This window comes from Bradyrhizobium sp. LA2.1 (assembly GCF_040547725.1).
Lineage (GTDB): Bacteria > Pseudomonadota > Alphaproteobacteria > Rhizobiales > Xanthobacteraceae > Bradyrhizobium > Bradyrhizobium barranii.
This window is the reverse complement of sequence record NZ_JBEPQI010000013.1, coordinates 1-22,289: the sequence shown is the minus strand read 5'-3', so window position 1 is coordinate 22,289 and position 22,289 is coordinate 1. Positions and strand designations below refer to the sequence as shown.

Sequence of the window (22,289 nt, the reverse complement as noted above, 5' to 3'; positions counted from 1 at the left end):
GCCGCCGGGCCTATTGCGGGGCTCAGAAATTCGAGCAGGACGATCCGGTGACGCCGCCGATCTTGAAGTCGTGGCAGACGAGGCCGGGATTATCAGGATCGGGATAGCCGTCATCCTTCTCGCGAACCGTATGACTGAAGCGCCAACCCCGCATGCGCATGCAACGCTTGTATTGCGCTGAGGTCACCGTGCCGTTCTGCGGCGCGCCGAGCTGCGCGTCGCAGAACGCGCTGTCGACATGCAGCGCATCGTCGCCGCGCTGCTGCTTCAGCCTGTTGTTCCAGATGTCGGTGTCGGCGTGGGCCGGGATCGCGCTGCCGATCAGCAGCGCGGCGATGAGGCCGAGACGTTTCATGTTGGCTCTCCTTGCATGCGTCGTCAGCCATCGGTCGCGTGCAAGCGAAAAGCAGGTTCGGTGCGGGACGATTACAAATTGGACAGGGGATGCTGCCACCCTCCCCCTCCAGGGCGAGGGTAAGAGAAACGCTACGACCTTGCCCCCCACTGCCGTGATGTCGTGATCACCTTCTGCCGCCGCTCCTCGACGCGCGTCCAGTCGTTGCCGGAGCACCAGAAGTGGCCGAGCGCGCAGGCTTCGACGCGAAGCCTGCCGGAGGCCGTCAGCGTCATCGTCCCATAATAGGTGCTGCCGCTGGAACGGCTGTAGATGCTGCCGGTCCAGGCGTTGTGCATTTTCGGCTTCATGTTGACGAGCACGCTTTCGCCCCGGCTCGAGGCTTCGGTCAGCGCATAGCCGCACAGCGCGGCGCCGCAGCGTTCGATGCGAACCGTGCCCTTGGCGCCTACGCTCTCCCATTCGCCGAGCGGCGAATAAGCCGGCTCGTCATCGCTGCGCTGGGCGATCGATGAAGTCTCGTCGGGCCTCGGAGCGACGGTCGTCGCCTCCATGCGCGGCAGCTCAACTCTCGGCGGATTGGGGCTCGGCGTCTCGTGTCTTGGCGGCGGCAAGACAACAGGCTGCGATGTGGCCGCGGCCATGACGGGGGCGGGCGGCGCGGGCGGTGCCACGACGACGGCCGCTGGCGCCGGCCTGACCGGAGCTACCGGACAAGCCGGTTGCTGCGGCGCGACCGCGGGCGGCGGAGCAGGTGTGGTGTCGACATCGTTCCTCGGCCGGAGGCTGCGATTGGATGAAACCGACACGCAGGAAGCAGACCGGCAATGCCGCGGCGCCTCGACATGAAAGCGGTGGCCGCCGATCGAGAAGGTGTAGGAACCGGCTTGGGCTGACGACGCCATCGCCACCAAAGCGATCAATGTGCCAAGCGATGTCGCAAGCCGCTTCATCGGCGCCTCCCTCTGTGTCGCGACGAGGTTACGCGGGCTGACTTGCCGCTGAATGTGCGCTGCCTCACCCAGCCGACGCGGTCCGTTGTGACGTCCATCACAGAAGTCGGGACAGGCCCGGCGTAGGGTCGAACCACGCTTCATCCACCAGCGACACCAGTTCAGACCGGCACAATTTTCAGAGGTTGCCATGAACAAGCTCACCATCGCCGCCACCACGCTCTTCCTCGTTTCGACTGCCGCCGCGCATGCCGGCAACTCGATTGCGTTCGAGATCGAAGGCCAGCACATCCGCATCGAGACGCCGCGCAACTGCGCCTCGCTCAATTGCGTGACGATCGTGGCGCCGGGCCTGTCGGATAAGCCGATCAAGCTGAACAACATCAACCTCAAGGGCCTCGGCGGCTCCAAGGACGACGACGACGACACCACGCCAGCTCCGTCCACGACGACCGCGCAGCCGGCTCCGGTGCAGCAGCAGCCCGTGCAACAGGCGCCGCTGCAGGCGACCGCGCCGGCAGCGCCTGCTGTCGCCGCCCCCGCGGCTCCCGCCACGACGGTTGCCGCCGCTCCGACCGCCGGCTACGACAACACCGCACAGACCGCGCCCGTCGCGGCTCCCGTTGCCGCGCCTGCACCGGTCGCGATTGCGCCCGCTCCGGCGCCGGTTGCCGCCGCGCCCGTGCAAGCCGCCAACACGCCGATCGGCGTCTGGGCGACCGAAGAGAACAAGGGCAATGTCCGCGTCGAACAGTGCGGCGCCAATCTCTGCGGTTACGCCATGAAGTCCAACGAGCGCATCCTGATCAACATGAAGCCCGACGGCGCGAAGTGGAGCGGCCGCATCCACGATCCCGACTCCGGCCGCAACTACGACTCCACGATCGCGATGAAGGGCCCGAATGCGATGCGCGTGCAGGGCTGTGCCTTCGGCGGCATGTTCTGCGGCGGCCAGACCTGGAAGCGCGTCAGCTGACACCGGAGGTGTCATCCTCGACAGGTGCACAATGATCGTCATGCCCGGGCTTGTCCCGCCTGCGCGGCCGAAGCCGCTTCGGCGAGGCGAAGGCCCGGGCATCCACGTTCTCAGTACCGCGCGTCAAGGCGTGGATGGCCGGAACAAGTCCGGCCATGACGATCTGAGAGACACCGCGCCACAAGCGAACAAACTCTATCCCCTCACCCTGAGGAGCCTGCGCAGCAGGCGTCTCGAAGGGCGAGACCCGGATCGACAGCTAGGCCTCTATGGTTCGAGACGCGCGCAAGGGCGCGCTCCTCACCATGAGGGGAGAGAGCGCCGTTTGAACGTTCGCCCCGTCCATGCGACACATGTTCATCCGCCATTCAGCTAACCCCGGCTGATATCGGCCGATCTCGCCTCGCGCTCTCACCGGGACTTCCTCGTGACATCAATGGTGGCTTGGCGCCGCTTCGTCTTCGCGCTTCCGTTGCTGGCGTTGCCGCTGGCCGGCGCGAGCGTGGCGCTCGCATCCGATGCAATCGAGCTTGCGCAGGCCCAGCCTCAGGCGCAGCCAAATCCCGCCCCCTCCCCGACGCCGTCGGCTTCACCTGCGCCCGCCACTGACGCGCAACCCGCCGCCGTCGAGCCGATCGGCAACGTCGCGACCGTGACGGGGATCGCAACCGTGGTCCGCGACAGGAACTCGTATCCGCTGCGCGTGCGCGACGACATCTATCTCAACGACGTCGTGCAGACCTCGTCGAACTCCTCGCTCGGCATCACCTTCAACGACGCCACCACGTTCAACCTCTCCGCCAGCGCGAAGATCACCATCGACAATTACGTCTATGAGGACGGCGGCAAGCAAAATTCGGCGATCTTCGACATCGGCAAGGGCACCGTTGCCTTCGTTGCGGCAGCCGTGGCGAAGACCGGCGACATGAAGATCGCAACGCCGACCGCAACGCTCGGCATCCGGGGCACCACCGGCGTCGTCGACGTTCCCGAAGGCGCGACGGCCAGTACTGCGAATAACGTCAACATCAAGCTCTATCCCGACGCCGACGGCCGGGTCGGCCACATCGAGGTCAACGACCGCACCAGCGGCACGCGACTCGGCGCGTTGACGCAGGCCGCAAGCGGTTTTGCGATCCGCCCGGGCGCCGGCAGCGCAGGCGGCATGCGCTTTGCCGCCGTGCCGATCACGATCGCCCCGCAGCAGATCGCGCGCGACCGCGGCTTCGTCAGCCAGGTGCATCTGGCGCAGACCACGGGCCGGCAGATCGTCACCGAGCAGCGCGACTTCCGCCGCGCCAATCCGACCGCGATCAGCCGCATTCCGCGGCCGACCCAGCCACCGCAGCAGCAGCAATTGCGGCCGACGACAGCGCCCGGCCAGCAGCCGCAGCGGCCGAACGGCCAGCCCGGCCAGAACAACCGTCCGGGTCAGCAGCAGCCGGGCACGCCGGGCCGCCAGGGCGCCCAGCCGCCGCAGCGGCAAGGTGGTGCGGTGCAGCCGGGTGGACCGCGCGCGGGTCAAGGTCAGCAGCAGCGAGGCCAGCAACGACAGGGCCAGCAGCAACCAGGTCAGCAGCAAGGTGCGGGACAGCCAGCAGGTGCGCCGCGTACCGGACAAGGCACGCAGCCCGGCGGCGCGCTGCAGACGCAGCCGCAGCGAAACGGACAGACCCCGGCGCAGCCCGGCGGAGTCGTACCGTCGCAGCCGGGCGCGGCGCCGCAGCCGCAAACGCCGCGCACCGGATTGCAGCCGGGCCAGCCGCCTGCGGCTCAGCAGCCAGGCGGCATCCAGCGCCAGGGCGGATTCCAGCAGCGCCTCCCCGCCGCGCAACGTCCCGCAGCACCGCGCAGACCGGCGCCCGCTCCGAAGGAGAAGAAAGAGCGGCGGTAAAGTCCAGCGTGCGTCGACGCGCTCGGTGCGCGCTCCTCACCATGAGGGTCGACGTCGAGCGCGTTCAGCCTCCTCCGTCATTGCGAGCGCAGCGAAGCAATCCAGCGTCCCTCCGCGGAAAGATTCTGGATTGCTTCGCTGCGCTCGCAATGACGATCTTGAGAGAGCTCGCGCGATCCAACCACGCTAACTCGCGGAGACATCCACACCCGCAAGCAGGGCGCGATGACAACTCACGCCTCGCCGCGCAGCCAGGCCTTCACCTTCTGCAACAGGCCATGACGCAGTTCGTCGACTGAGGCGGCTTCAGCGGGCGTCAGGGGTTGCAAAGCTACATCGATGTCGTCGGTCGCGGGCACCAGCTCGGGCGCCGGCGAAGAGGCGAGCCCGGCGGCGGCAAGCGCGATCGGGCCGACCTGCACCAGGAATGCCCGCTCATATTCGCGCGATAGGCGCGCGAGCGCATCCTCCAGCGTCAGCCAGTCCACCGCCTTGATGTCGTTCATCAGCTTGCGAACCGGACCGCCCTCGGCCTCCATGCGCCAGAAATGCACGACCTTGGAGCGCCCTCCCGACTGGTAGACGAGCGTGCCGAGGAATTCGTGGATGGCCACATCGTGGCCGGTCTCTTCCAGCACCTCGCGGTGCGCGGCTTCCTTCGGCGTTTCGCCGTCGTCGAGCTTGCCCTTGGGCAAAACCCATTCGTTGCGCTTGCGCTGGCGCACCACCGCAACCAGCGGCGGCGCGCCACGCCGCAGCACAATACCACCCGCCGCCATCACCGGCGCCCGCGCCATCACAAGATTCCGTGTCGATCCAATCGGCCCGCCGACGATATAGGCTGCCGACGCGGCGGATTGAAGGCTAGTTCCTCTTCAACAGCGCTTGACCTGCGCGAATGCGGGTGCCCTCGCCAATGCCGTCGCAGAAGTTGAAATCACCGGGCGCCAGGATGATGATGGTGGAGCCGTGCTCGAACCAGCCGAGCTCCTGGCCCTTGGTCACGTTGACGTCGCAGGGGAAATTGACCGGCCCGCGGGTCTGCGCGTTCAGCACCATGTCGAGGAAGTGCAGGCGGATGCTCGCGACCAGGATCGCGGCGACCGGCACCAGCGTCACGGCTTCGCCGGTCGACAAATGCGTGCGGATCACTGCGCGCTCGTTCTTGCAGAACAGGCGCTCGACCCGCTTCAGCGCGATCGGGTTGACGTTCCAGACGTCGCCATGGATCAGCGTGACGCGTTCGATATGTGCATCATAGGGCGCATGGAAGCGGTGATACATGCTCGAGGTCAACCGCAGCGTGACGAAGCTTCCGTTGCGGTGTTGATCCACGAGCGCGGAATCACCGAGCAGGTCGAGCAGCGAATAGGGCGCGCCCTTGACCTGGAACAGCTCGGTGTCGGCGATCCGGCCATGGGCGCCGACGATGCCGTCCGAGGGGCTGGCAACAATGGAGGGGTCGGGATCAAAGGGGCGCAGCCCTGGCTTGAGCTCCCGGGTGAAACAGTCGTGCAGGCTCTTGAAGTGGGTCTTGCGTGCCTCCGACAGATCGAGGTCGGAAAACAGCTTCCACAGCGCGATCGAGAAGTCCCTGACGAGCGGGTTCTCGATCTTGGAGAACCGGCCCATGAAGCGGGTCAGGGCCGCGCGGGGGATGCGGTTGGTCAACAGGAAGTTGAGGTCTTCCTGCTGGGTGAAAGAGGCGATGAGGGCTTTGACTGTCATGAATCTGTCAGCTCGCAGTATTAGCGCTTGTTGTCATGGAAACGACACTCCCGATTCTCTCATTTTCCGTGGCCGCCGCAGCGTCCGCTGCCGCCGCCTTCCCGAAGATCAAAGCGCGGATCGAACTGTCCCGCGCCAAGCACCGGTCGCTCGCCGGGCACTCCAAGATGTCGCGCCGGGTGGCAAAGCTGCTCCCGTTCTACGAGTTCGAGGGCGACAAGTATTTCGGCTGCGACGGCGCGCCTGATAACGTGGTGCAGCAGCGCAAGGACGCCTTCTTCCGCCTCGCCAGCCTTTACGCCGAGCGCTACCCCAAGGGCCGCGCGATGACGAAGGAAGCGGCGGAAAAGATCTCCGACCTGCACTTCACCGAAACCTACCGCGTGCCGTTCCAGTTCTCGCGCCTCGTCCGCGAGCATCTGGGCACCTCGACCTTCATGGAATCGTCCAGCGGCGTCACCGTCACGGATGTTGACGGCAACACCTCTTACGACCTCACCGGGTCCTACGGCGTCAACATCTTCGGCAACGACTTCTACAAGGAGTGCATCGAGGGCTCGGAGAAGCGCGCGCATGCACTCGGCCCCGTGCTCGGCCCCTACCATCCCGTCATCCTCGAGAATGTGCAGCGGCTCTGCCAGATCTCGGGCCTCGACGAAGTCTCGTTCCACATGTCCGGCACCGAGGCCGTCATGCAGGCGGTGCGGCTTGCGCGCTACCACACCAAGCGGACGCATCTCGTTCGTTTCGCCGGCGCCTATCACGGCTGGTGGGGCGACGTGCAGCCCGGCGTCGGCAATCCGATTCCCGCGCACGAGACCTACACCCTCGCCGAGATGTCCGAGAAGACGCTGCATGTGCTGCGCACGCGCAAGGACATCGCCTGCGTGCTGGTCAATCCGTTGCAGGGCCTGCATCCGAACGGCAACGCGCCCGGCGATTCCTCGCTGGTCGATTCCTCCCGCGGCGGCAACTTTGACCGCGCAGCGTATACCGAGTGGCTGAAGAAGCTGCGCGAAGTCTGCACCGAGCGCGGCATCGCGCTGATCTTCGACGAGGTCTTCGTCGGCTTCCGTCTCGCCGCCGGCGGCGCCCAGGAGTACTTTGGCGTCAAGGCCGACATGGTGACCTACGGCAAGAGCCTTGCCGGCGGCCTGCCGGTCGGCGTCGTCTGCGGCAAGAAGGAATTGATGCGCCGCTTCCGCGACGATCGTCCCGCCGACATCTGCTTTGCCCGCGGCACCTTCAACTCGCATCCCTACGTCATGACGGCGATGGACGAGTTCCTGAGCCGGCTTGCCAGCCCGAACTTCCGTGCCATCTACGACGGCCTGGACACGACCTGGAACGGCCGCGTCCAGAAGCTCAACCAGATGATGACGGACGCCAAGCTGCCGGTGCAGTTTGCGAACTTCTCGTCGATCTGGACGGTGAAATACACCACCCCGTCCCGCTACAACTGGATGCTGCAATATTACCTGCGCGCCGAAGGCCTGTCGCTGAGCTGGGTCGGCACCGGACGGCTGATCTTCAGCCTGAACTACACCGACGCCGATTTCACCGAGGTCGCCGAGCGCTTCGTCCGGGCGGCCGAGAAGATGAAAGCCGATGGCTTCTGGTGGCACGACGGCGTGCTCACCAACAAGAATATCAAGCGGCAGATTTTGAAAGAGATGCTGGCCAAGCGTTTTGGGCGCTGAGGCTCTTCCTTCCACCACCACTGTCATTCCGGGGCGAGGTCTCTCCTCCCCCTCTCCCCGCTTGCGGGGAGAGGGTTGGGGTGAGGGGGAGTCTCCGCGGGCGCGGTGAGCATTGGCGGACAATCGGCTAGCAGCACCCCCGCGGAGACTCCCCCTCACCCGGATCGCATCTTCGATGCGCTCCGGCCTCTCCCCGCGCGCGGGGAGAGGCGAAGGAAGTACCGCGCTCGAGGCCCCCAAGACGTGGATGCCCGGCACGAGGCCGGGCATGACGTAGCAAACTGACATCGGAGTGCTTTGTGTGCGCGGCGCGCTCAGGCGTGCTGCTCTTCGAGCGTGGGCTCGGAGATGAGGCCCAGCGTGTGCTCGGGGTTGAGGTGCAGGCCGGGGTCCATCAGCTCGCCGCGCATCAGGGCGAGCGGCGCGCTACGATAGAGCATCAGGTCGTGGAAGGGATCGGTCAGGATCTTGGTCATCCAGACCAGGCCGGTCTCGACGTCGCGGATGAAGAACAGGTGCACGGTGCGGAACAACAGACCGCCGCCGCCGATCACGAGCCAGATCTTGGCGACCTGCCGCATGAAATCGGTCGCGCTCGCCCAGGGCGTGAACAGGCCGAACAGCGTCGGATCGACGAACAACACAAGCGGCGAGGCCGCCCAGATCGCCATCAGCACCACCTTGCGCTGAAGGTTGTACCCGACCTTGATGTCTTCCTTGTACTCGTGCGTCGCCTGGTTGATGTGGTCGTAATCGTGCGGCTCGAAGAAGAAGTGACCGGCCTGGCGCGAGGTCATCGAGACCAGCCAGCCGACCAGCGCCGAGATCATGGGATCGACGAACAGCCAGACATAGGCGAAGAGAAAGCTCAGCGCGCTGACGAAGTGCAGGCTCTGATTGATGCGGCTGTGGTGATAGTAGCGATGGTCGTCCCAGCGCTGGATCCGCAGCTGCTCGAGATAATTCTTGATCATGCTCTCCCCCAAAATGCTTTCGGGTTCAGGATTTACAGGGATTCGATGTAGGCCGTGTGACATCATCATTTTGTCATGTGACGATGTGCAGCGGCGCGATGACGCACGTGTTACTCTCTCCCCTCATCCTGAGGAGCGCGGAACGCGCGTCTCGAAGGATGAAGGCCGAGCTGCATCAGCACGGGCCTTCATGGTTCGAGACGGCGCTTACGCGCCTCCTCACCATGAGGAGTGACGGTCAGGCTGCCTTGGCGACGTCGACCTTGCGGAAGCGCACCAGCGAGAAATGGCCGAGCGGCGGAATCAGGCGGCGCTCGGCGAGCTCGATGCCCTTGGCACCGGCCAGCCACTTCGCATAACGCGACCAGGCGAACTCGGCGGTGCGGAAGCCGAGCGGACGCACCACCGGCTGGAGCTTCTGCTCGATGAAGCGGCGCATGCCGGTATCGGCGCTGACGCGGGTGAGGATGATCAGCTCGCCGTCCGGGCGCAGCACGCGGGCGAATTCGTCGAGCGCCACTTCCGGGTTCGGCACGGCGGTGACGACATATTGCGCCATCACGACGTCGAAGGAATTGTCGGGGAATTCGAGCTTCTCGGCGTCCATCACCGCGAGGCCCTCGACATTCTTCAGATTGCCCTCGGTGACGCGCTGGCGCGCCTTGTCGAGCATCGCTTCCGAAATGTCGGTGCCGAAGATGCGCAGATGCGGCGCGTAGAGCGGCAGCGAGATGCCGGTGCCGACGCCGACCTCGAGCACACGGCCCCCGATCTTGTTGGTGGCCGCGATCGCGGCCTGCCGGCCCTTGGCGAACACGCCGCCGAACACGAGATCGTAGACGGGCGCCCAGCGGTCATAGGCCTGCTCAACCGTGCCACGGGTGAGGTCGAGCTGCTGGGTGCCGTCAAGGTTCATGATCTTAGCCATCGATGAGGTTCTCGCTGTGGGTCAAACGTTGCAGATCAGCCGCGCACCGGCCGCCGCGCCATGACCGGCGAGGCGCGCAGGATGCGGCTGGGCTGAAGTGAGGTGAGGTTTCCGACGAACTGGCGCGCGCTGTTTTCCCAGGAACGCTCCAGCGCGAAGTTACGGCAGGTCTCGCGCGACATGGTGAGCGCGCGGAGGCACGCGGTACGCAGATCATGGTCGATCGCGCCGATCGGATGATCGGCGATGACGTCCTTGGGGCCCGTCACCGGAAACGCCGCCACCGGCGTGCCGCAGGCGAGCGCCTCGAGTTGCACCACACCGAACGTGTCGGTCAGGCTCGGGAAGACGAAGACATCGGCGGCGGCGAGATGCGCGGTCAGATCCGCGCCCTTCTTCTCGCCGAGGAAGACGGCATCCGGATATTTCTTTTCGAGCGCCGCCTTCTGCGGGCCGTCGCCGACGACGACCTTGGTGCCGGGCAAATCGAGCGAGAGGAACGCTTCGAGATTCTTCTCCACGGCGACGCGGCCCATGGTCATGAAGATCGGACCCGGCAGGTCGAGCTTGGCCGGAGCGTCGGGATGGAACAGCTCGGTGTTGACGCCGCGCGTCCAGAAGCCGAGCCGCTTGAAGCCGCGCTCGGAGAGCTCCTGCCGCAGCGAAGGCGTCGCCACCATGGTCATCGCGGCGGCATCGTGGAAGTGGCGCAGCACGGCATAGCCGACGGCATCAGGGATACCGGTCCGCACCGAGACGTATTCGGGAAAGCGCGTCGTGTAGGAGGTGGTGAAGGCAAGGCGGTTGCGGCGGCAATAGGCGCGCGCGGCCCAGCCGATCGGCCCCTCGGTCGCGATGTGCAAGGCTTCCGGCGCCGCCTTCTCGATCCGCCGCGCGATCTCCTTGCCGCTCGGCAGCGCGATGCGCAGGCCCGGATAGGTCGGCAGCGGCCAGGACCGAAAACCGTCCGGGGTGAGGAAGTCGATCTCGACGTCGAGCGCCTTGGCCGCGTTCGCCAGCGAGGTCAGCGTCCGGACCACACCGTTAACCTGCGGATGCCAGGCGTCAGTCGCGATTAATACCCGCATGGGGAAATCCCGAGAGTTTGATGATTCTCGGCTTAGGACCATCAACCACGGATATTTCAGGCGTGTGACGTCACAGAAGTGTCGGCCCGCTGTTTTGTTGGTTAACGGGTCCGCGCCGCCACGAAACCGTCATGAAACAAATCCTTTCCGCCATGAAACCGTTTTCGGTTTTCCGCGCAAAGCTCCCGAAACGTTTTGCCGTTAGTGAATTGGGCAACGGAGCACCGAAACGGTGCCGCGGTGGTCAAGAAACACCGATCAAACAGGGGCGATCAATGATCAATCTGGACACGTTCAAGACGTATTCGCGCGCGGTTGCGCTCAGCGCCGTCGCGATCTCCGCTATCGCATTTGCCGGTCCGGCCAAGGCCGCGCCCGTGCAGTTCTTCCCGTTCTTCCAGCCGCTGCCGCCGATGGCCGCGCCGCAGCCGTACCAGCCCTATCAGGCGACGCCTTACCAGGCCGCGCCGTCCGAGGATCAGGACGCTGTCGAGATGCCGGCCCGCTTCCGCCGCCAAACCGTTACCTACGCAACACGTGAGGCGCCGGGCACCATCATCATCGATACGCCCAACACCTATCTCTATTACGTGCTCGGCAACGGTCAGGCCGTTCGCTACGGCATCGGCGTCGGCCGCGACGGCTTCACCTGGTCCGGCGTGCAGTCGGTGACCAAAAAGGCCGAGTGGCCGGATTGGACCCCGCCGCCGGAAATGATCGCCCGCCAGCCCTATCTGCCGCGCCACATGGCCGGCGGCCCCGGCAACCCGCTCGGCGCGCGCGCCATGTATCTCGGCGGCACCATCTACCGCATCCACGGCACTAACGCCCCCGACACGATCGGCAAGCACGTCTCGTCCGGCTGCATCCGCCTGACCAACGACGACGTCACCGACCTCTACTCCCGCGTCAACGTCGGGACCAAGGTGATCGTGCTGCCGATGACGGAACGCCGCGCGGATCTCGGCGCCGCAACGCGCTAACGCGACAGGACATTGTGACGCAAACGGCCCCGGAACCCACCGGGGCCGTTTTCGTTTGCATCATGCTCTCCGGGCGGCCTCGCCTGGAGAAGCACTGTTCGGAGGCGCGGATGCGATCACGCCGGCAAATGTCGCCAGGTCCATGGCTGCGCTCGATCGCTGGTGCCGGCGCATTGATGCTGCTCCTGTCTGCGCCCTCTTTGCTCGCCCAGCAGCCGGCGAACGACGAGGCGGCTCAGCAGGCTTTCAACAATTCCTGTCGCACCTGCCACTCGGTGAAGGATGGCGACAATCGCCTCGGTCCCAATCTCAACAAGATCGTGGGACGCAAGGCCGGCTCGCTGCCGAACTACAACTACTCCCCGTCGATGAAAGACGCCGGCTTCGTCTGGGATCCGGACAAGCTAACCCGCTTCATGGTCAAGCCGGATGAGGTCGTGTCCGGCAACAAGATGCAGCCGTATGGCGGTGTCTCCGCGGAGGACGCGGCCAAGGTAGTTGCGTATCTGCAGGCGGCGTCGGGTTCACAGTAGCGGGCCACGGTGCACCGCTGCATTTTGGTTTGCGATGCGATTGTGGCGCATCCTTCGAGACGCCCGCCTCCGGCGGGCTCCTCAGGATGAGGACGGAGTGCGTGGCCGCAAATCTGTCCACAGTGCTTGCACCACGTCACGGATGCCAGTTAGCCTCATCCTGAGGAGACCGCGAAGCGGTCGTCTCGAAGGATGGGGCGGGCACGATGACAGAAGGCGCGTACCTCTACATTCTCAGATGCGTCGACGGCAGCTATTACATCGGCACGACGCGCACCGAGCTTGAGGTCAGAATCGCGCAGCACAACGCTGGCACGTTCGGCGGCTATACGAAGTCACGCAGGCCCGTGACCCTGGTCTTCTCGCAATGGTTCGACCGGATTACCGACGCGATCGAATGCGAGCGCAAGCTCAAGAAATGGAGCCGCGCCAAGAAGGAAGCCTTCATACGCGGAGATTTTGCCGAGCTCCATGAATTGGCAAAGCGCGGATCGCATCATCCTTCGAGACGCCCGCCTGCGGCGGGCTCCTCAGGATGAGGGCGGAGTGCGCGGCTCGAGGTTTTCCTCGAAGGACCTGCACTAACCTACGAGGCGCTAGTTAGCCTCATCCTGAGGAGCGCGCTCTTGCGCGCGTCTCGAAGGACGAGGCGTTCACGCCGGCGGAAGCCCTTTACCGCCCCCGCTCCGAGATCAACCTCAGCCAGGCCGCTGAATGAAACGCGCTCATCAGCAAATACATCGGCACCATCCCACTCAGCACAGAGCCGTACCCGGCGGCACACAACATGTCCGCCGGGCCGCCGAGCACGGCCGTCAACACGGCCATGATCGCGAAGGTCGGCGTTGCCGCCAGAGCCAGCCATCTGGCGAGGTGGCGTGCGGCCACCACGCCATCGCGGCTCGCGCCGATGGCCACGTTGGCGGGACTAGTCACGGCCTTCCGCGGCCTCCTCGCGAAAAGCCTTCTCGCCGGCCGTCGAGATCTCCACCCATTTCTTGTCGGGCGCAGCGCCTTCCGCGTAGCTGTCGTGCCAGTTCCACCATTTGTAGGTTGGCGTCTGCGGATAGCCCTTTGGCGAGTCCTCCCAGACCTCCTGCCGGCCGAGCGGGGTGATATCGAGATAGTTCCAGGTGCCGCCCATCTGCTCGTCGCCGCGGCTCTTGACGAAATAGGTGCGGAAGATGCGGTCGCCATCGCGGTAAAACACGTTGGTGCCGTGCCATTCGTCGACGCCGAAATCGGCGTCGAAACTGTCGGTGACGGTGACCCAGGGCATGGTCCAGCCCATCCGCTGCTTCAGCCTGATGATCTCGGCCTGCGGCGCGCGCGAGGCAAACACCAGCGTGGTGTCGCGGGCGTTCAGATGCGAGACATGGGCGACCTGGTCGGCCACCATGGAGCAGCCCCGGCAGGCTTGATCGGGCCAGCCGAGCACGCCCGGCTCGAAGAAGGCCCGGTAGGCGATCAGCTGCCGCCGGCCCTGGAACAGATCCACCAGACTGATCTTGCCGCCGGGCCCCTCGAACGCATAGGTTTTGGTGACTTCCATCCACGGCATGCGCCGGCGCTCGGCGGCGAGGGCGTCGCGGGCACGGGTATGCGCCTTTTCCTTCACGAGCAGTTGCTGACGGGCGGCCTCCCAGTCCTGCGGCGACACCACCGGCGGTGTTTGCATGGCGGCCTGTCCGTTAGTTCCTGCGTTGTCTGCTGATGTCATCATGGCTCTCCATTCCTCTTGTCCGGGCGGTCATTCCGCGTCGCGCTACGACAGACGCGGAACCGCTCGCCCCTCACCGCACATTGTCGGTCGTCAACGATTTCTGGCACCAAGCGGTTGCGCGGTGGGAGTAACAAGTGTGGCGGGATTTGAATGGAGTCGCTGATCACGGCCGCCGCGCGCGCGTTAGAGGCCGGCGATCCGCTCGGCGCGCTCAACCGCGTTGCGCTGCGCAACGATGCACCGTCGCTGGCGCTACGCGGCATCGCGATGGCGCAGCTCGGCGATCTCGCGAAAGCGAAGACGCTGCTGCGGAGTGCCGCGCGCGCGTTCGGTCCAAGAGAGGCGGTGGCGCGCGCGAGATGCGTGGTGGCCGAAGCCGAGATCGCGCTCGTCTCGCGCGACCTGAGCTGGCCGGTGAAAACGCTCGCGGCGGCCCGCGCAACGCTCGAACAGCACGGCGATCTCGCCAATGCAGCCCATGCGGGCCACATCGAGGCGCGCCGCCTCCTCCTCGTCGGGCAGCTCGACGAAGCCGAGCGCACGCTGGCCGAGCTCAGCCCCTCCCCGCTCCCGCCTGCATCGCAAGTGGTCCGCGAGCTCGTGGTCGCCGGCATCGCCATCAGACGGCTGAGAGCAAAAGATGCGCGCGCGGCGCTCAACCGCGCGGCCCACGCAGCTCGGCAGGCCAAGATCCCGGCGCTCGTGGCCGAGGTCGACAGCGCGAACCTCATCCTCGACACGCCGGCGGCGCGCCTGATCGCGCGCGGCAGCGAGCACCCGTTGTTGCTCGGGGAGGTCGAAAGACTGGCGACCTCGACGGCGCTCGTCGTGGACACCTTTCATCATGCCCTGCGCAGGCAAGGCCGCATCGTCTCGCTCGGAACGCGGCCGGTGCTGTTCGCGCTCGCCCGCCTCCTGGCGCAGGCATGGCCCGCGGACGTCTCGCGAGAGGCGCTGATATCAGGCGCGTTCCGGGCGAAGCACGCCGATGAATCGCATCGCGCGCGGTTGCGCGTGGAGATCGGGCGGCTCCGCACCCAGCTCAAGCCGCTGGCCGACATCAGCGCGACGAAGCAGGGTTTTGTGCTGGCGCCGCGCAAGACGCGCGACGTCCTCGTGCTGGCACGTCCCGTCGAGGAGAAGCACGCCGCGGTGCTCGCCGTCCTCTCCGACGGCGAGCCCTGGTCGAGCTCGGCGCTCGCGCTGGCGCTGGGGACGAGCGCGCGCACGGTGCAGCGGGCCCTCGAAGAGCTGGCGCGGGCGAACAAGGTGCAATCGTTCGGACACGGCCGGGCACGGCGCTGGATGACCCCGCCCGTCCCGGGTTTCCCGACAGGCTTGTTACTCCCCGGACCGCTCCTGAAGGCGTAAGTTGGATCACATCAGAGGGATCAAGCACATGAAGCGTTCCGCCGCCGAGATCGTCAGGGAGTACGGACCTTTTGCGGGTGTCGAGGCCGTGCATGGCGTCACCTATGACGGCACCCATGTCTGGTTCGCATCCGGCGACAAGCTGAATGCGGTCGATCCGGCCAACGGCAGGATCGCACGCTCCATCGATGTCGCCGCGCATGCGGGGACGGCGTTCGACGGCCGGCACCTGTTCCAGATCGCCGAGGATCGCATCCAGAAGATCGACGCCGCCACCGGCAAGGTGATCAGCACGATTCCGGCTCCGGGCGGCGGCGGCGATTCCGGATTGGCCTGGGCGGAGGGCTCGCTGTGGGTCGGTCAGTACCGCGAGCGCAAGATCCATCAGGTCGATCCGGAAACGGGGAAGATCCTCCGCACCATCGAAAGCAAGCGCTTCGTGACCGGCGTCACCTGGGTCGACGGCGAGCTCTGGCATGGCACCTGGGAGGGCGAGGAAAGCGATTTGCGCCGGATCGATCCTGAGACGGGCAAGGTGCTGGAGCAGCTCGACCTGCCCGCCGGGACGATGGTGTCAGGATTGGAGTCCGACGGCGGCGACCGCTTCTTCTGCGGCGGTGGCGATCGCGGCAATGTGAGGGCGGTTCGCCGCCCGAGGCGCAGCTAGGTGCGCGATGACGGATGCGCGGCACCGATGCTGCGCAACCGTTAATCTGTTCGCCCCAATTCCACCCCACCGGTGCGCTCTAGCGCCCCCCTCGCCTGCCCTGTAGACTTCCGACCCTGGGTGGCTTGGGGGATTGATGCGACTGACGCTGAACTTGAAGACTGTCCTGATCGCCGTGGCGGTGCTCGCGGCGTCGTTTTTCGTCAGCCTGAAGGCGATGGACTGGCTGTCGCCGCGCGCGGCGACGACTGCGCCGCCGATCGCGCAATTGCCGCCGCTGCCGCCGGTCGCGAAGAGCTCGATCGTGGTGGCGCCGGTGGCGATCGCGATATCGGCGATCCGCGAACAGGCCGAGAAAGCCGCGCCGCGCAATTTCGCCGGCAAGGCCGATAATCCAATCTCGCAGATCCTGGAGAATGCCGACATCGGCTGGTCCGCGGTGCGCGGGCCGATGGCGGCTGCCGGCGACAAGGACGTGCTGACGATCTCGACGCCGCTCAACGGCAAGCTCAACGTGACGGGCTCGCTGTCGTCGAAAGCCACCGGCGCGCTTGGCGACGCGCTGGGCAGCGTGCTCGGCGGTGACGCAGCGAAACGGATCGGCGCGGTCAACATCAAGAATTTGAACGCCAGCGCCGAGATCAAGGGCAACGTGGTCGTCACCTCGCGCCCGAAGCTCGCGGCCAATTGGCATCTCGAGCCAAATCTCGGCGCCCAGGTCAATCTCGGCGACACCAACCTCAATGTCTCCGGCGCCAAGGTCAACGTGCCGGCGCAGGTGAAGCCGCTGATCGACAAGAATGTCGGCGAGCAGATCAACATCGTCTCCGAGCGCATCCGCAACGATCCCTCGCTGCGCGAGAATGCGAAGCTGCAATGGGCCAAGGCCTGCCGCTCGATCCCGCTGCAGGGCTCGGGCTCCTCGGCCGCGCTGCCGCCGCTCTGGCTCGAGATGAAACCGACCCGTGCCATCGCGGCGCAGCCGCGCGTCGACGCGCAGAACGTGACGCTGCTGCTCGGCCTTGAGCTCGAGACGCGCGTGACCTCGACGTCGACCAAGCCGGACTGTCCCTTCCCCGACAAGATCTCGATCGTGCCGCCGACCGGCACCGGCGTGAACATCGGCGTGCCGATCGACGTGCCCTTCACCGAGATCAACAAGCTGATCGCGGCGCAGATGGTCGGCCACACCTATCCCGAGGACGGCTCCGGCCCGGTCGACGTCACCGTGAAAGGCGTCAACGTGGTGCCGTCGGGCGATCGTCTCCTGATCTCGCTGCTGGTGCGCGCCAAGGAAAAGAAGAGCTGGCTCGGTCTCGGCGCCGAAGCGACCGTGCACATCTGGGGCCGGCCGATGCTCGACCAGGCGCAGCAGACGCTGCGGCTCGCCGACATCCAGCTCGCGGTGGAATCCGAGGCCGCCTTCGGCCTGCTCGGCGCGGCCGCACGCGCGGTGGTGCCGCAGATGCAGCAGGCCTTGGTGCAGAAAGCGACGCTCGATCTGAAGCCGATCGCCGCCAATGCGCGCGAGAAGATCGCGGCCGCGATCGCCGACTACCAGAAGAGCGAGGATGGCCTCAAGGTCGACGCCAAGATCGACAGCCTGACCCTCGCCGACATCGCCTTCGATTCCAAGACGCTGCGCATCGTCGCGGAAGCCGGCGGCTCGCTGAACGTCTACGTGACGAAGCTGTCGGGGATGTAGCGCGTCTTCACTCGCCGGACCCGCGCGCGTCGCTTGCGCCGCTGGCATTCTCGTCGGAGGATGCTAAGCTGTTTCCCGCAACCTCGAACGAGGTGCTGACAGCACTGCAGGGGACAACGCGAGGACAACATGGAAGCCGGCATGGTCACGCCTGCGCCGGCGCTGGTGCGCTTTTCCGGCATTCAGAAGACCTACGATGGCGAGCACCTCGTGGTGAAGAACCTCGATCTCGAAATCAGGAAGGGCGAGTTCGTCACCCTGCTCGGCCCGTCGGGCTCGGGCAAGACGACCACGCTGATGATGCTGGCCGGCTTCGAGGTTCCGACCCATGGCGAAATCTACCTCGCGGAACGGCCGATCAAGAACGTGCCGCCGCATAAGCGCGACATCGGCATGGTGTTCCAGAACTATGCCTTGTTCCCGCACCTGACGATCGCGGAGAATATCGCCTTCCCGCTATCCGTTCGCAACACGCCCAAGGCCGAGGCGCAGGAGCGCGTCAACGCGGCGTTGCGCATGATCAAGATGGAAACCCTGGCGCACCGGCGGCCCGGGCAGCTGTCCGGCGGTCAGCAGCAGCGCGTGGCGCTGGCCCGCGCGCTGGTTTTCAATCCGCAGCTCGTGCTGATGGACGAGCCCCTCGGCGCCCTCGACAAGCGCCTGCGGGAGCAGATGCAACTGGAGATCAAGCAGCTGCACGAGACGATGGGCATCACCGTCGTCTACGTCACCCACGATCAGAGCGAAGCGCTCACCATGTCGGATCGCATCGCCGTGTTCAACGACGGCATCGTGCAGCAGATCGACAGACCCGACGCGCTGTACGAGCATCCGGTGAACAGCTTCGTCGCTCACTTCATCGGTGAGAACAACGTGCTGTCCGGCACCGTCGAGACGGTCGAGAAGGACTATTGCCGCGTCACGCTGGCTGGTGGCGGCGCCGTGACCGCACGGGCGGTCAACGTATCGGGCGCGGGCGCATCGACCTCCCTGTCGGTGCGGCCGGAGCGGATCGCCATCATCCCGGACGGCACCTCCAGCGAGGGACCGAACCGGCTGCCGGCCAAGGTGCAGAACACCATCTATCTCGGCGACCACGCGCTGGCCGTGCTCGATGTCGCCGGCAACGGGGAGTTCATGGTCAAGCTTCAGCCGGGGACGCATGACGGATTGAGACGTGGCAATCTAAGATCTGGTGAAAGCGTATTCATCACCTTCCGTCCCGAGGACTGCCTGGCCCTCGATCCCGTCTGATCCGGACCGGCATCGATCAACCTCAACGCAACGCAGATGAAGAAGGAACAAGGACCATGCTGAAGCGCAAGACTGGCAAGATTGCTCTGGGGTTCGCCGTGGCGTTCAGCGCCAGCGCCGCGCTGGCCACGGTCACGCAGGCGCGTGACCTCACCGTCGTGTCGTGGGGCGGCGCCTACCAGGATGCCCAGAAGAAGGTCTATTTCGAGCCGTTCAAGAAAGCAGCCGGCGTCGCGATGAACGACGAGTCCTGGGACGGCGGCGTCGGCGTGTTGCGCGCCAAGGTGCAGGGTGGTGCCGCCACCTGGGACCTCGTCCAGGTCGAGAGCGACGAACTCGCGGTCGGCTGCGAGGAAGGCCTGTTCGAGAAGATGGATTATTCCAAAATCGGCGGCGAGGGCGCCTATATACCGCCGTCGGTCAATCCCTGCGGCGTCGGCGCCATCCTGTACGATTTCGTTCTCGGCTACGACAAGGACAAGCTGAAGGACGCCCCCAACGGCTGGGCCGACTTCTTCGATACCAAGAAGATTCCGGGCAAGCGCGCCTTGCGTCAGGGCCCGAAGACCACGCTGGAGATCGCCCTCATGGCCGACGGCGTCGCGCCGAAGGACGTCTACAAGGTGCTGGCGACCGACGAGGGCATTGAGCGCGCGTTCAAGAAGCTGGACACCATCAAGGGCGACATCGTCTGGTGGAAGGCCGGCGCCCAGCCGCCGCAATTGCTCGCCTCCGGCGAGGTCGCGATGACCTCGGTCTACAATGGCCGCATCGACACCGCGAACAAGAACGACAAGAAGAATTTTGGCATCGTATGGGACGGCGCGCTCTTCACTCTCGACAGCTGGGTCATCCTGAAGGGCAGCCCGAACAAGGACGCGGCCTACAAGTTCCTGGACTTCGCGGGCAAGGCGGAGAACCAGTCAAAACTGTCGCAGAACATCGCCTATGGCACCTCGAACAAGGACGCAGCCGCCCTGCTCGCGCCCGCCGTTCTCAAGGACCTGCCGACAGCGCCTGACAACATCAAGAACGCGGTCGAGATCAACGTTGGCTTCTGGCTCGAGAACATCGACCGCCTGACCGAGCGCTTCAACAAATGGGCCGCGAAATAACGCGCCCCGCAAGATTCGATCCAAGGCTCGATCCAAGGCTCGACCAATGACGGATGCGCGCTTGACCGGCGCCAATGCGTTGACCGAGGTGCCGCTCAAGCGCCGATTGAGGCGTGCGGAGCGGACACGTCAGGTCAAGGCATTGGCGCTGGTGCTGCCGCTTCTCGTCTTCCTGCTGTTCACCTTCGCAGGCCCGATCGCCGGCATGCTGTGGCGCGCGGTCGATGACCGCGAGGTGCGTCAGGTCCTGCCGCAAACCATCGCTGCTCTCGCCGACTGGGACGGCAAGGACCTGCCGGATGAAAAGGCCTTTGCAGCGCTGGCAAGCGACATCCTGGCGGCGCGCGCCTCCGGCACCATCGCCATCGCGGCCAAGCGGCTCAACTACGCCCTGAACGGTTTTCGTACGATCCTGACCAGCACGGCACGTAATCTGAAGGCGCAGCCGGAGCCCGGCACAGCCAGGGAGACATTGGGCAAGATCAACCCGGCCTGGCGCGAACGGGCCACCTGGACGACGATCAAGGATGCCGGTGGCCCGGTGACCGGCTTCTATCTGCTGGCGGCGCTCGACCTGACGCGGAACGTCGAAGGTGCGATCGTCGCGGCCGCATCAGACCAGGCGATCTACCGCAACGTCTTCGCCCGCACCTTCCTCATCAGCTTCAGCGTCACGGCACTCTGTCTGATCCTCGGCTTCCCGGTCGCGTACCTGCTGGCGACACTGCCACCGGGCCGGTCGAATCTGCTGATGATCTTCGTTCTGCTGCCTTTCTGGACGTCGCTTCTGGTCCGCACCTGCGCCTGGATCGTCTTGCTGCAGAGCAAAGGGGTCGTGAACGACAGCCTGCTCTGGCTTGGCATCATCGACGAGCCGTTGCGCCTGATCTACAACCGCTTCGGGGTCTGCGTGGCCATGACCCACGTTCTCCTGCCGTTCATGATCCTGCCGCTGTACAGCAGCATGAAGGCAATCTCGCCTGCTTACATGCGTGCCGCTGCCTCGCTCGGCGCGCCACCGACCACTGCCTTCCTGCGGATCTACCTGCCTCAGACCCTGCCCGGCATCGGCGCGGGAAGCCTGCTCGTCTTCATCCTGGCGCTCGGCTACTACATCACGCCGGCCCTCGTCGGCGGCGCCGCCGATCAGATGATCAGCTACTTCATCGCGCTCTACACGACCGAGACGGCCAATTGGGGCCTTGCTTCGGCGTTGGGTGCGGTGCTGCTACTGGCCACTCTTTTGCTCGCTCTCGTCTACGGCAAGCTGGTGCAGGGACAGCAGGTCACGGGAGGGATGAAGAATTGAGCGATCATTCTTCCCTCCGCACGCCCAGCCAGCGCATCGCGTGGACCGCGACCATCGTCATCTCCACGCTGGTGTTCATCTTCCTGATTGCGCCGATCCTTGCGATCATGCCGCTGTCCTTCAGCTCGGGCTCGTATCTCACCTATCCGCTGCCGGGCCTCTCCTTGCGCTGGTACGACGACTTCATCAATTCGCCGCGCTGGATGAATTCGCTGAAGAACAGCATGATCATCGGCGTCGCCTCGACCCTGCTGTCGATGGTCCTTGGCACGCTGGCCGCGCTCGGGCTGGCGCAGTGGAAGAGCCGGTTCAAACCGCTCGTGCTGGCTTTCGTGCTGTCGCCGGTCGTCGTGCCCGGCGTCATCACCGCGGTCGGCCTGTATTTCTTCTTCGCGCCGATCGGACTGACCGGCAGTTATCTCGGCTTGATCCTGGCCCACACCGCGCTGGCGACGCCCTTTGTGGTGATCACGGTCGGCGCGACGCTGCAAAGCTTCGACACCAATCTGGCACGCGCCGCCGCCTCGCTCGGCGCCTCGCCGCTTTATGCGTTCCGCCGCGTGATCCTGCCGCTGATCCTGCCCGGCTTGGCGTCGGGTGCGCTGTTCGCCTTCGCGACGAGCTTCGACGAGGTGGTGATCGTGCTGTTCATGGCGGGTCCAGAGCAGCGCACCCTGCCGCGCGAAATGTTCAGCGGCATTCGCGAGAACATCAGCCCGACCATCACGGCAGCGGCGGTGATCTTGACGACGGTATCGGTCATCCTCCTCGCGACCCTGGAAGGCTTGCGCCGGCGTAACGAACGGCTCAAGGGCAGCAGCGCCTGATTGGCGGTGTTCCTCTTCCTTCTCCCCTTGTGGGAGAAGGTGGCGCAAAGCGCCGGATGAGGGGTATCCGTCCGCTCGCCCTACTGCGAGACAGCGACTCGCGGAGAGAGACCCCTTGTAAGTCGAAGCGCCGCAGGTCTGCTATTGTAGACGTTGCGGTGACGGACGGGAGCCCGCAAACCCCCAGGTCGTTGCAGGCCGTGGGT

22 protein-coding genes are annotated in these 22,289 nt (G+C 65.5%); 13 read left to right on the top strand and 9 right to left on the bottom strand.

Annotated elements, in window-relative coordinates:
• Positions 1 to 22 precede the first annotated feature (22 nt).
• Both ABIB95_RS24660 and ABIB95_RS24655 read right to left on the bottom strand, forming a co-directional pair.
• Positions 23 to 355 carry a hypothetical protein gene (locus ABIB95_RS24660; RefSeq protein ID WP_354242814.1) on the bottom strand — a complete coding sequence of 111 codons (333 nt, stop codon included), beginning with the start codon at positions 353 to 355 and terminating at the stop codon, positions 23 to 25.
• A gap of 131 nt (positions 356 to 486) precedes the next feature.
• Complete coding sequence (locus ABIB95_RS24655) at positions 487 to 909, bottom strand: DUF2147 domain-containing protein (protein ID WP_354242811.1); 423 nt, start codon at positions 907 to 909, stop codon at positions 487 to 489.
• A gap of 589 nt (positions 910 to 1,498) precedes the next feature.
• Between ABIB95_RS24655 and ABIB95_RS24650 the strand changes: the two genes are divergently transcribed.
• Positions 1,499 to 2,284, top strand: a complete 786-nt coding sequence (locus tag ABIB95_RS24650; RefSeq protein WP_354242808.1) for a DUF2147 domain-containing protein — start codon at positions 1,499 to 1,501, stop codon at positions 2,282 to 2,284.
• 436 nt (positions 2,285 to 2,720) lie between these two features.
• Positions 2,721 to 4,178 carry a FecR family protein gene (locus tag ABIB95_RS24645; RefSeq protein WP_354243155.1) on the top strand — a complete coding sequence of 486 codons (1,458 nt, stop codon included), beginning with the start codon at positions 2,721 to 2,723 and terminating at the stop codon, positions 4,176 to 4,178.
• Between the two features lie 233 nt (positions 4,179 to 4,411).
• On the opposite strand, the gene ABIB95_RS24640 is transcribed toward ABIB95_RS24645, so the two are convergent.
• The gene (locus ABIB95_RS24640) at positions 4,412 to 4,975 is read right to left on the bottom strand and encodes an NUDIX hydrolase (protein ID WP_354242805.1); all 564 of its coding nucleotides are present in this window, start codon (positions 4,973 to 4,975) and stop codon (positions 4,412 to 4,414) included.
• Between the two features lie 67 nt (positions 4,976 to 5,042).
• Positions 5,043 to 5,906: an archaetidylserine decarboxylase gene (gene asd, locus ABIB95_RS24635; RefSeq protein ID WP_354242802.1), complete on the bottom strand. Its 864-nt coding sequence runs from the start codon at positions 5,904 to 5,906 to the stop codon at positions 5,043 to 5,045.
• Positions 5,907 to 5,941: 35 nt separating this feature from the next.
• Between asd and ABIB95_RS24630 the strand changes: the two genes are divergently transcribed.
• Positions 5,942 to 7,606, top strand: coding sequence for an aminotransferase class III-fold pyridoxal phosphate-dependent enzyme (locus ABIB95_RS24630; RefSeq protein WP_354242799.1), 1,665 nt, complete (start codon positions 5,942 to 5,944; stop codon positions 7,604 to 7,606).
• Between the two features lie 314 nt (positions 7,607 to 7,920).
• Here the strand turns inward: ABIB95_RS24630 and ABIB95_RS24625 are convergent, their stop codons facing one another.
• The 3 genes from ABIB95_RS24625 to ABIB95_RS24615 form a co-directional block, all read right to left on the bottom strand.
• Entirely contained in the window at positions 7,921 to 8,580 is a 660-nt protein-coding gene (locus ABIB95_RS24625) for a hypothetical protein (protein WP_208088216.1), read from the bottom strand.
• Between the two features lie 238 nt (positions 8,581 to 8,818).
• Positions 8,819 to 9,508: a class I SAM-dependent methyltransferase gene (locus ABIB95_RS24620; RefSeq protein WP_354242795.1), complete on the bottom strand. Its 690-nt coding sequence runs from the start codon at positions 9,506 to 9,508 to the stop codon at positions 8,819 to 8,821.
• 35 nt (positions 9,509 to 9,543) lie between these two features.
• Positions 9,544 to 10,596, bottom strand: a complete 1,053-nt coding sequence (locus ABIB95_RS24615) for a glycosyltransferase family 4 protein (RefSeq protein ID WP_212485372.1) — start codon at positions 10,594 to 10,596, stop codon at positions 9,544 to 9,546.
• Positions 10,597 to 10,871: 275 nt separating this feature from the next.
• Here ABIB95_RS24615 and ABIB95_RS24610 point away from each other — a divergent pair, with 275 nt between their 5' ends.
• From ABIB95_RS24610 to ABIB95_RS24600, 3 genes are all read left to right on the top strand, one after another.
• Complete coding sequence (locus ABIB95_RS24610) at positions 10,872 to 11,579, top strand: L,D-transpeptidase (protein ID WP_354242791.1); 708 nt, start codon at positions 10,872 to 10,874, stop codon at positions 11,577 to 11,579.
• Positions 11,580 to 11,689: 110 nt separating this feature from the next.
• The gene (locus ABIB95_RS24605) at positions 11,690 to 12,112 is read left to right on the top strand and encodes a c-type cytochrome (RefSeq protein WP_354242788.1); all 423 of its coding nucleotides are present in this window, start codon (positions 11,690 to 11,692) and stop codon (positions 12,110 to 12,112) included.
• 206 nt (positions 12,113 to 12,318) lie between these two features.
• Positions 12,319 to 12,651, top strand: a complete 333-nt coding sequence (locus ABIB95_RS24600; RefSeq protein WP_354242785.1) for a GIY-YIG nuclease family protein — start codon at positions 12,319 to 12,321, stop codon at positions 12,649 to 12,651.
• 133 nt (positions 12,652 to 12,784) lie between these two features.
• Here ABIB95_RS24600 and ABIB95_RS24595 read toward each other — a convergent pair whose 3' ends face one another.
• Positions 12,785 to 13,048: a hypothetical protein gene (locus ABIB95_RS24595; RefSeq protein ID WP_354242782.1), complete on the bottom strand. Its 264-nt coding sequence runs from the start codon at positions 13,046 to 13,048 to the stop codon at positions 12,785 to 12,787.
• Positions 13,041 to 13,835: a DUF899 domain-containing protein gene (locus ABIB95_RS24590; protein WP_354242779.1), complete on the bottom strand. Its 795-nt coding sequence runs from the start codon at positions 13,833 to 13,835 to the stop codon at positions 13,041 to 13,043. The genes ABIB95_RS24595 and ABIB95_RS24590 overlap by 8 nt, the downstream gene beginning before the upstream one ends.
• A gap of 150 nt (positions 13,836 to 13,985) precedes the next feature.
• On the opposite strand from ABIB95_RS24590, the gene ABIB95_RS24585 reads away from it, so the two are divergent.
• The 7 genes from ABIB95_RS24585 (at position 13,986) to ABIB95_RS24555 (ending at position 22,083) form a co-directional block, all read left to right on the top strand.
• On the top strand, positions 13,986 to 15,206 hold the full coding sequence (locus ABIB95_RS24585; protein WP_354242777.1) for a winged helix-turn-helix domain-containing protein: 1,221 nt from the start codon (positions 13,986 to 13,988) through the stop codon (positions 15,204 to 15,206).
• 28 nt (positions 15,207 to 15,234) lie between these two features.
• Positions 15,235 to 15,873 (top strand): Vgb family protein, encoded by a 639-nt coding sequence (locus tag ABIB95_RS24580; RefSeq protein ID WP_085405315.1) that lies wholly within the window; start codon positions 15,235 to 15,237, stop codon positions 15,871 to 15,873.
• A gap of 136 nt (positions 15,874 to 16,009) precedes the next feature.
• A complete protein-coding gene (locus ABIB95_RS24575; RefSeq protein WP_354242774.1) occupies positions 16,010 to 17,578 on the top strand; it encodes a DUF4403 family protein in 1,569 nt (522 codons plus the stop codon).
• A 129-nt stretch (positions 17,579 to 17,707) separates the two neighbouring features.
• Positions 17,708 to 18,832, top strand: coding sequence for an ABC transporter ATP-binding protein (locus ABIB95_RS24570; RefSeq protein ID WP_354242771.1), 1,125 nt, complete (start codon positions 17,708 to 17,710; stop codon positions 18,830 to 18,832).
• A 56-nt stretch (positions 18,833 to 18,888) separates the two neighbouring features.
• A complete protein-coding gene (locus ABIB95_RS24565) occupies positions 18,889 to 19,947 on the top strand; it encodes an ABC transporter substrate-binding protein (RefSeq protein WP_354242768.1) in 1,059 nt (352 codons plus the stop codon).
• 46 nt (positions 19,948 to 19,993) lie between these two features.
• Positions 19,994 to 21,256 carry an ABC transporter permease gene (locus tag ABIB95_RS24560; RefSeq protein WP_354242765.1) on the top strand — a complete coding sequence of 421 codons (1,263 nt, stop codon included), beginning with the start codon at positions 19,994 to 19,996 and terminating at the stop codon, positions 21,254 to 21,256.
• Complete coding sequence (locus ABIB95_RS24555; RefSeq protein WP_063981501.1) at positions 21,253 to 22,083, top strand: ABC transporter permease; 831 nt, start codon at positions 21,253 to 21,255, stop codon at positions 22,081 to 22,083. The genes ABIB95_RS24560 and ABIB95_RS24555 overlap by 4 nt, the downstream gene beginning before the upstream one ends.
• Positions 22,084 to 22,289: the final 206 nt, after the last annotated feature.

Excerpts from the sequence above, each read along its gene's own strand:
- ABIB95_RS24605 (WP_354242788.1), top strand. The coding sequence starts at position 11,690 with ATGCGATCACGCCGGCAAATGTCGCCAGGTCCATGGCTGCGCTCGATC.
- ABIB95_RS24655 (WP_354242811.1), bottom strand. The coding sequence starts at position 909 with ATGGAGGCGACGACCGTCGCTCCGAGGCCCGACGAGACTTCATCGATC.
- ABIB95_RS24620 (WP_354242795.1), bottom strand. The coding sequence starts at position 9,508 with ATGGCTAAGATCATGAACCTTGACGGCACCCAGCAGCTCGACCTCACC.
- ABIB95_RS24560 (WP_354242765.1), top strand. The coding sequence starts at position 19,994 with ATGACGGATGCGCGCTTGACCGGCGCCAATGCGTTGACCGAGGTGCCG.
- ABIB95_RS24625 (WP_208088216.1), bottom strand. The coding sequence starts at position 8,580 with ATGATCAAGAATTATCTCGAGCAGCTGCGGATCCAGCGCTGGGACGAC.
- ABIB95_RS24585 (WP_354242777.1), top strand. The coding sequence starts at position 13,986 with ATGGAGTCGCTGATCACGGCCGCCGCGCGCGCGTTAGAGGCCGGCGAT.
- ABIB95_RS24650 (WP_354242808.1), top strand. The coding sequence starts at position 1,499 with ATGAACAAGCTCACCATCGCCGCCACCACGCTCTTCCTCGTTTCGACT.
- ABIB95_RS24570 (WP_354242771.1), top strand. The coding sequence starts at position 17,708 with ATGGAAGCCGGCATGGTCACGCCTGCGCCGGCGCTGGTGCGCTTTTCC.
- ABIB95_RS24590 (WP_354242779.1), bottom strand. The coding sequence starts at position 13,835 with ATGATGACATCAGCAGACAACGCAGGAACTAACGGACAGGCCGCCATG.
- asd (WP_354242802.1), bottom strand. The coding sequence starts at position 5,906 with ATGACAGTCAAAGCCCTCATCGCCTCTTTCACCCAGCAGGAAGACCTC.
- ABIB95_RS24660 (WP_354242814.1), bottom strand. The coding sequence starts at position 355 with ATGAAACGTCTCGGCCTCATCGCCGCGCTGCTGATCGGCAGCGCGATC.
- ABIB95_RS24645 (WP_354243155.1), top strand. The coding sequence starts at position 2,721 with ATGGTGGCTTGGCGCCGCTTCGTCTTCGCGCTTCCGTTGCTGGCGTTG.
- ABIB95_RS24630 (WP_354242799.1), top strand. The coding sequence starts at position 5,942 with ATGGAAACGACACTCCCGATTCTCTCATTTTCCGTGGCCGCCGCAGCG.
- ABIB95_RS24565 (WP_354242768.1), top strand. The coding sequence starts at position 18,889 with ATGCTGAAGCGCAAGACTGGCAAGATTGCTCTGGGGTTCGCCGTGGCG.
- ABIB95_RS24615 (WP_212485372.1), bottom strand. The coding sequence starts at position 10,596 with ATGCGGGTATTAATCGCGACTGACGCCTGGCATCCGCAGGTTAACGGT.
- ABIB95_RS24640 (WP_354242805.1), bottom strand. The coding sequence starts at position 4,975 with ATGGCGCGGGCGCCGGTGATGGCGGCGGGTGGTATTGTGCTGCGGCGT.
- ABIB95_RS24575 (WP_354242774.1), top strand. The coding sequence starts at position 16,010 with ATGCGACTGACGCTGAACTTGAAGACTGTCCTGATCGCCGTGGCGGTG.
- ABIB95_RS24580 (WP_085405315.1), top strand. The coding sequence starts at position 15,235 with ATGAAGCGTTCCGCCGCCGAGATCGTCAGGGAGTACGGACCTTTTGCG.
- ABIB95_RS24610 (WP_354242791.1), top strand. The coding sequence starts at position 10,872 with ATGATCAATCTGGACACGTTCAAGACGTATTCGCGCGCGGTTGCGCTC.
- ABIB95_RS24600 (WP_354242785.1), top strand. The coding sequence starts at position 12,319 with ATGACAGAAGGCGCGTACCTCTACATTCTCAGATGCGTCGACGGCAGC.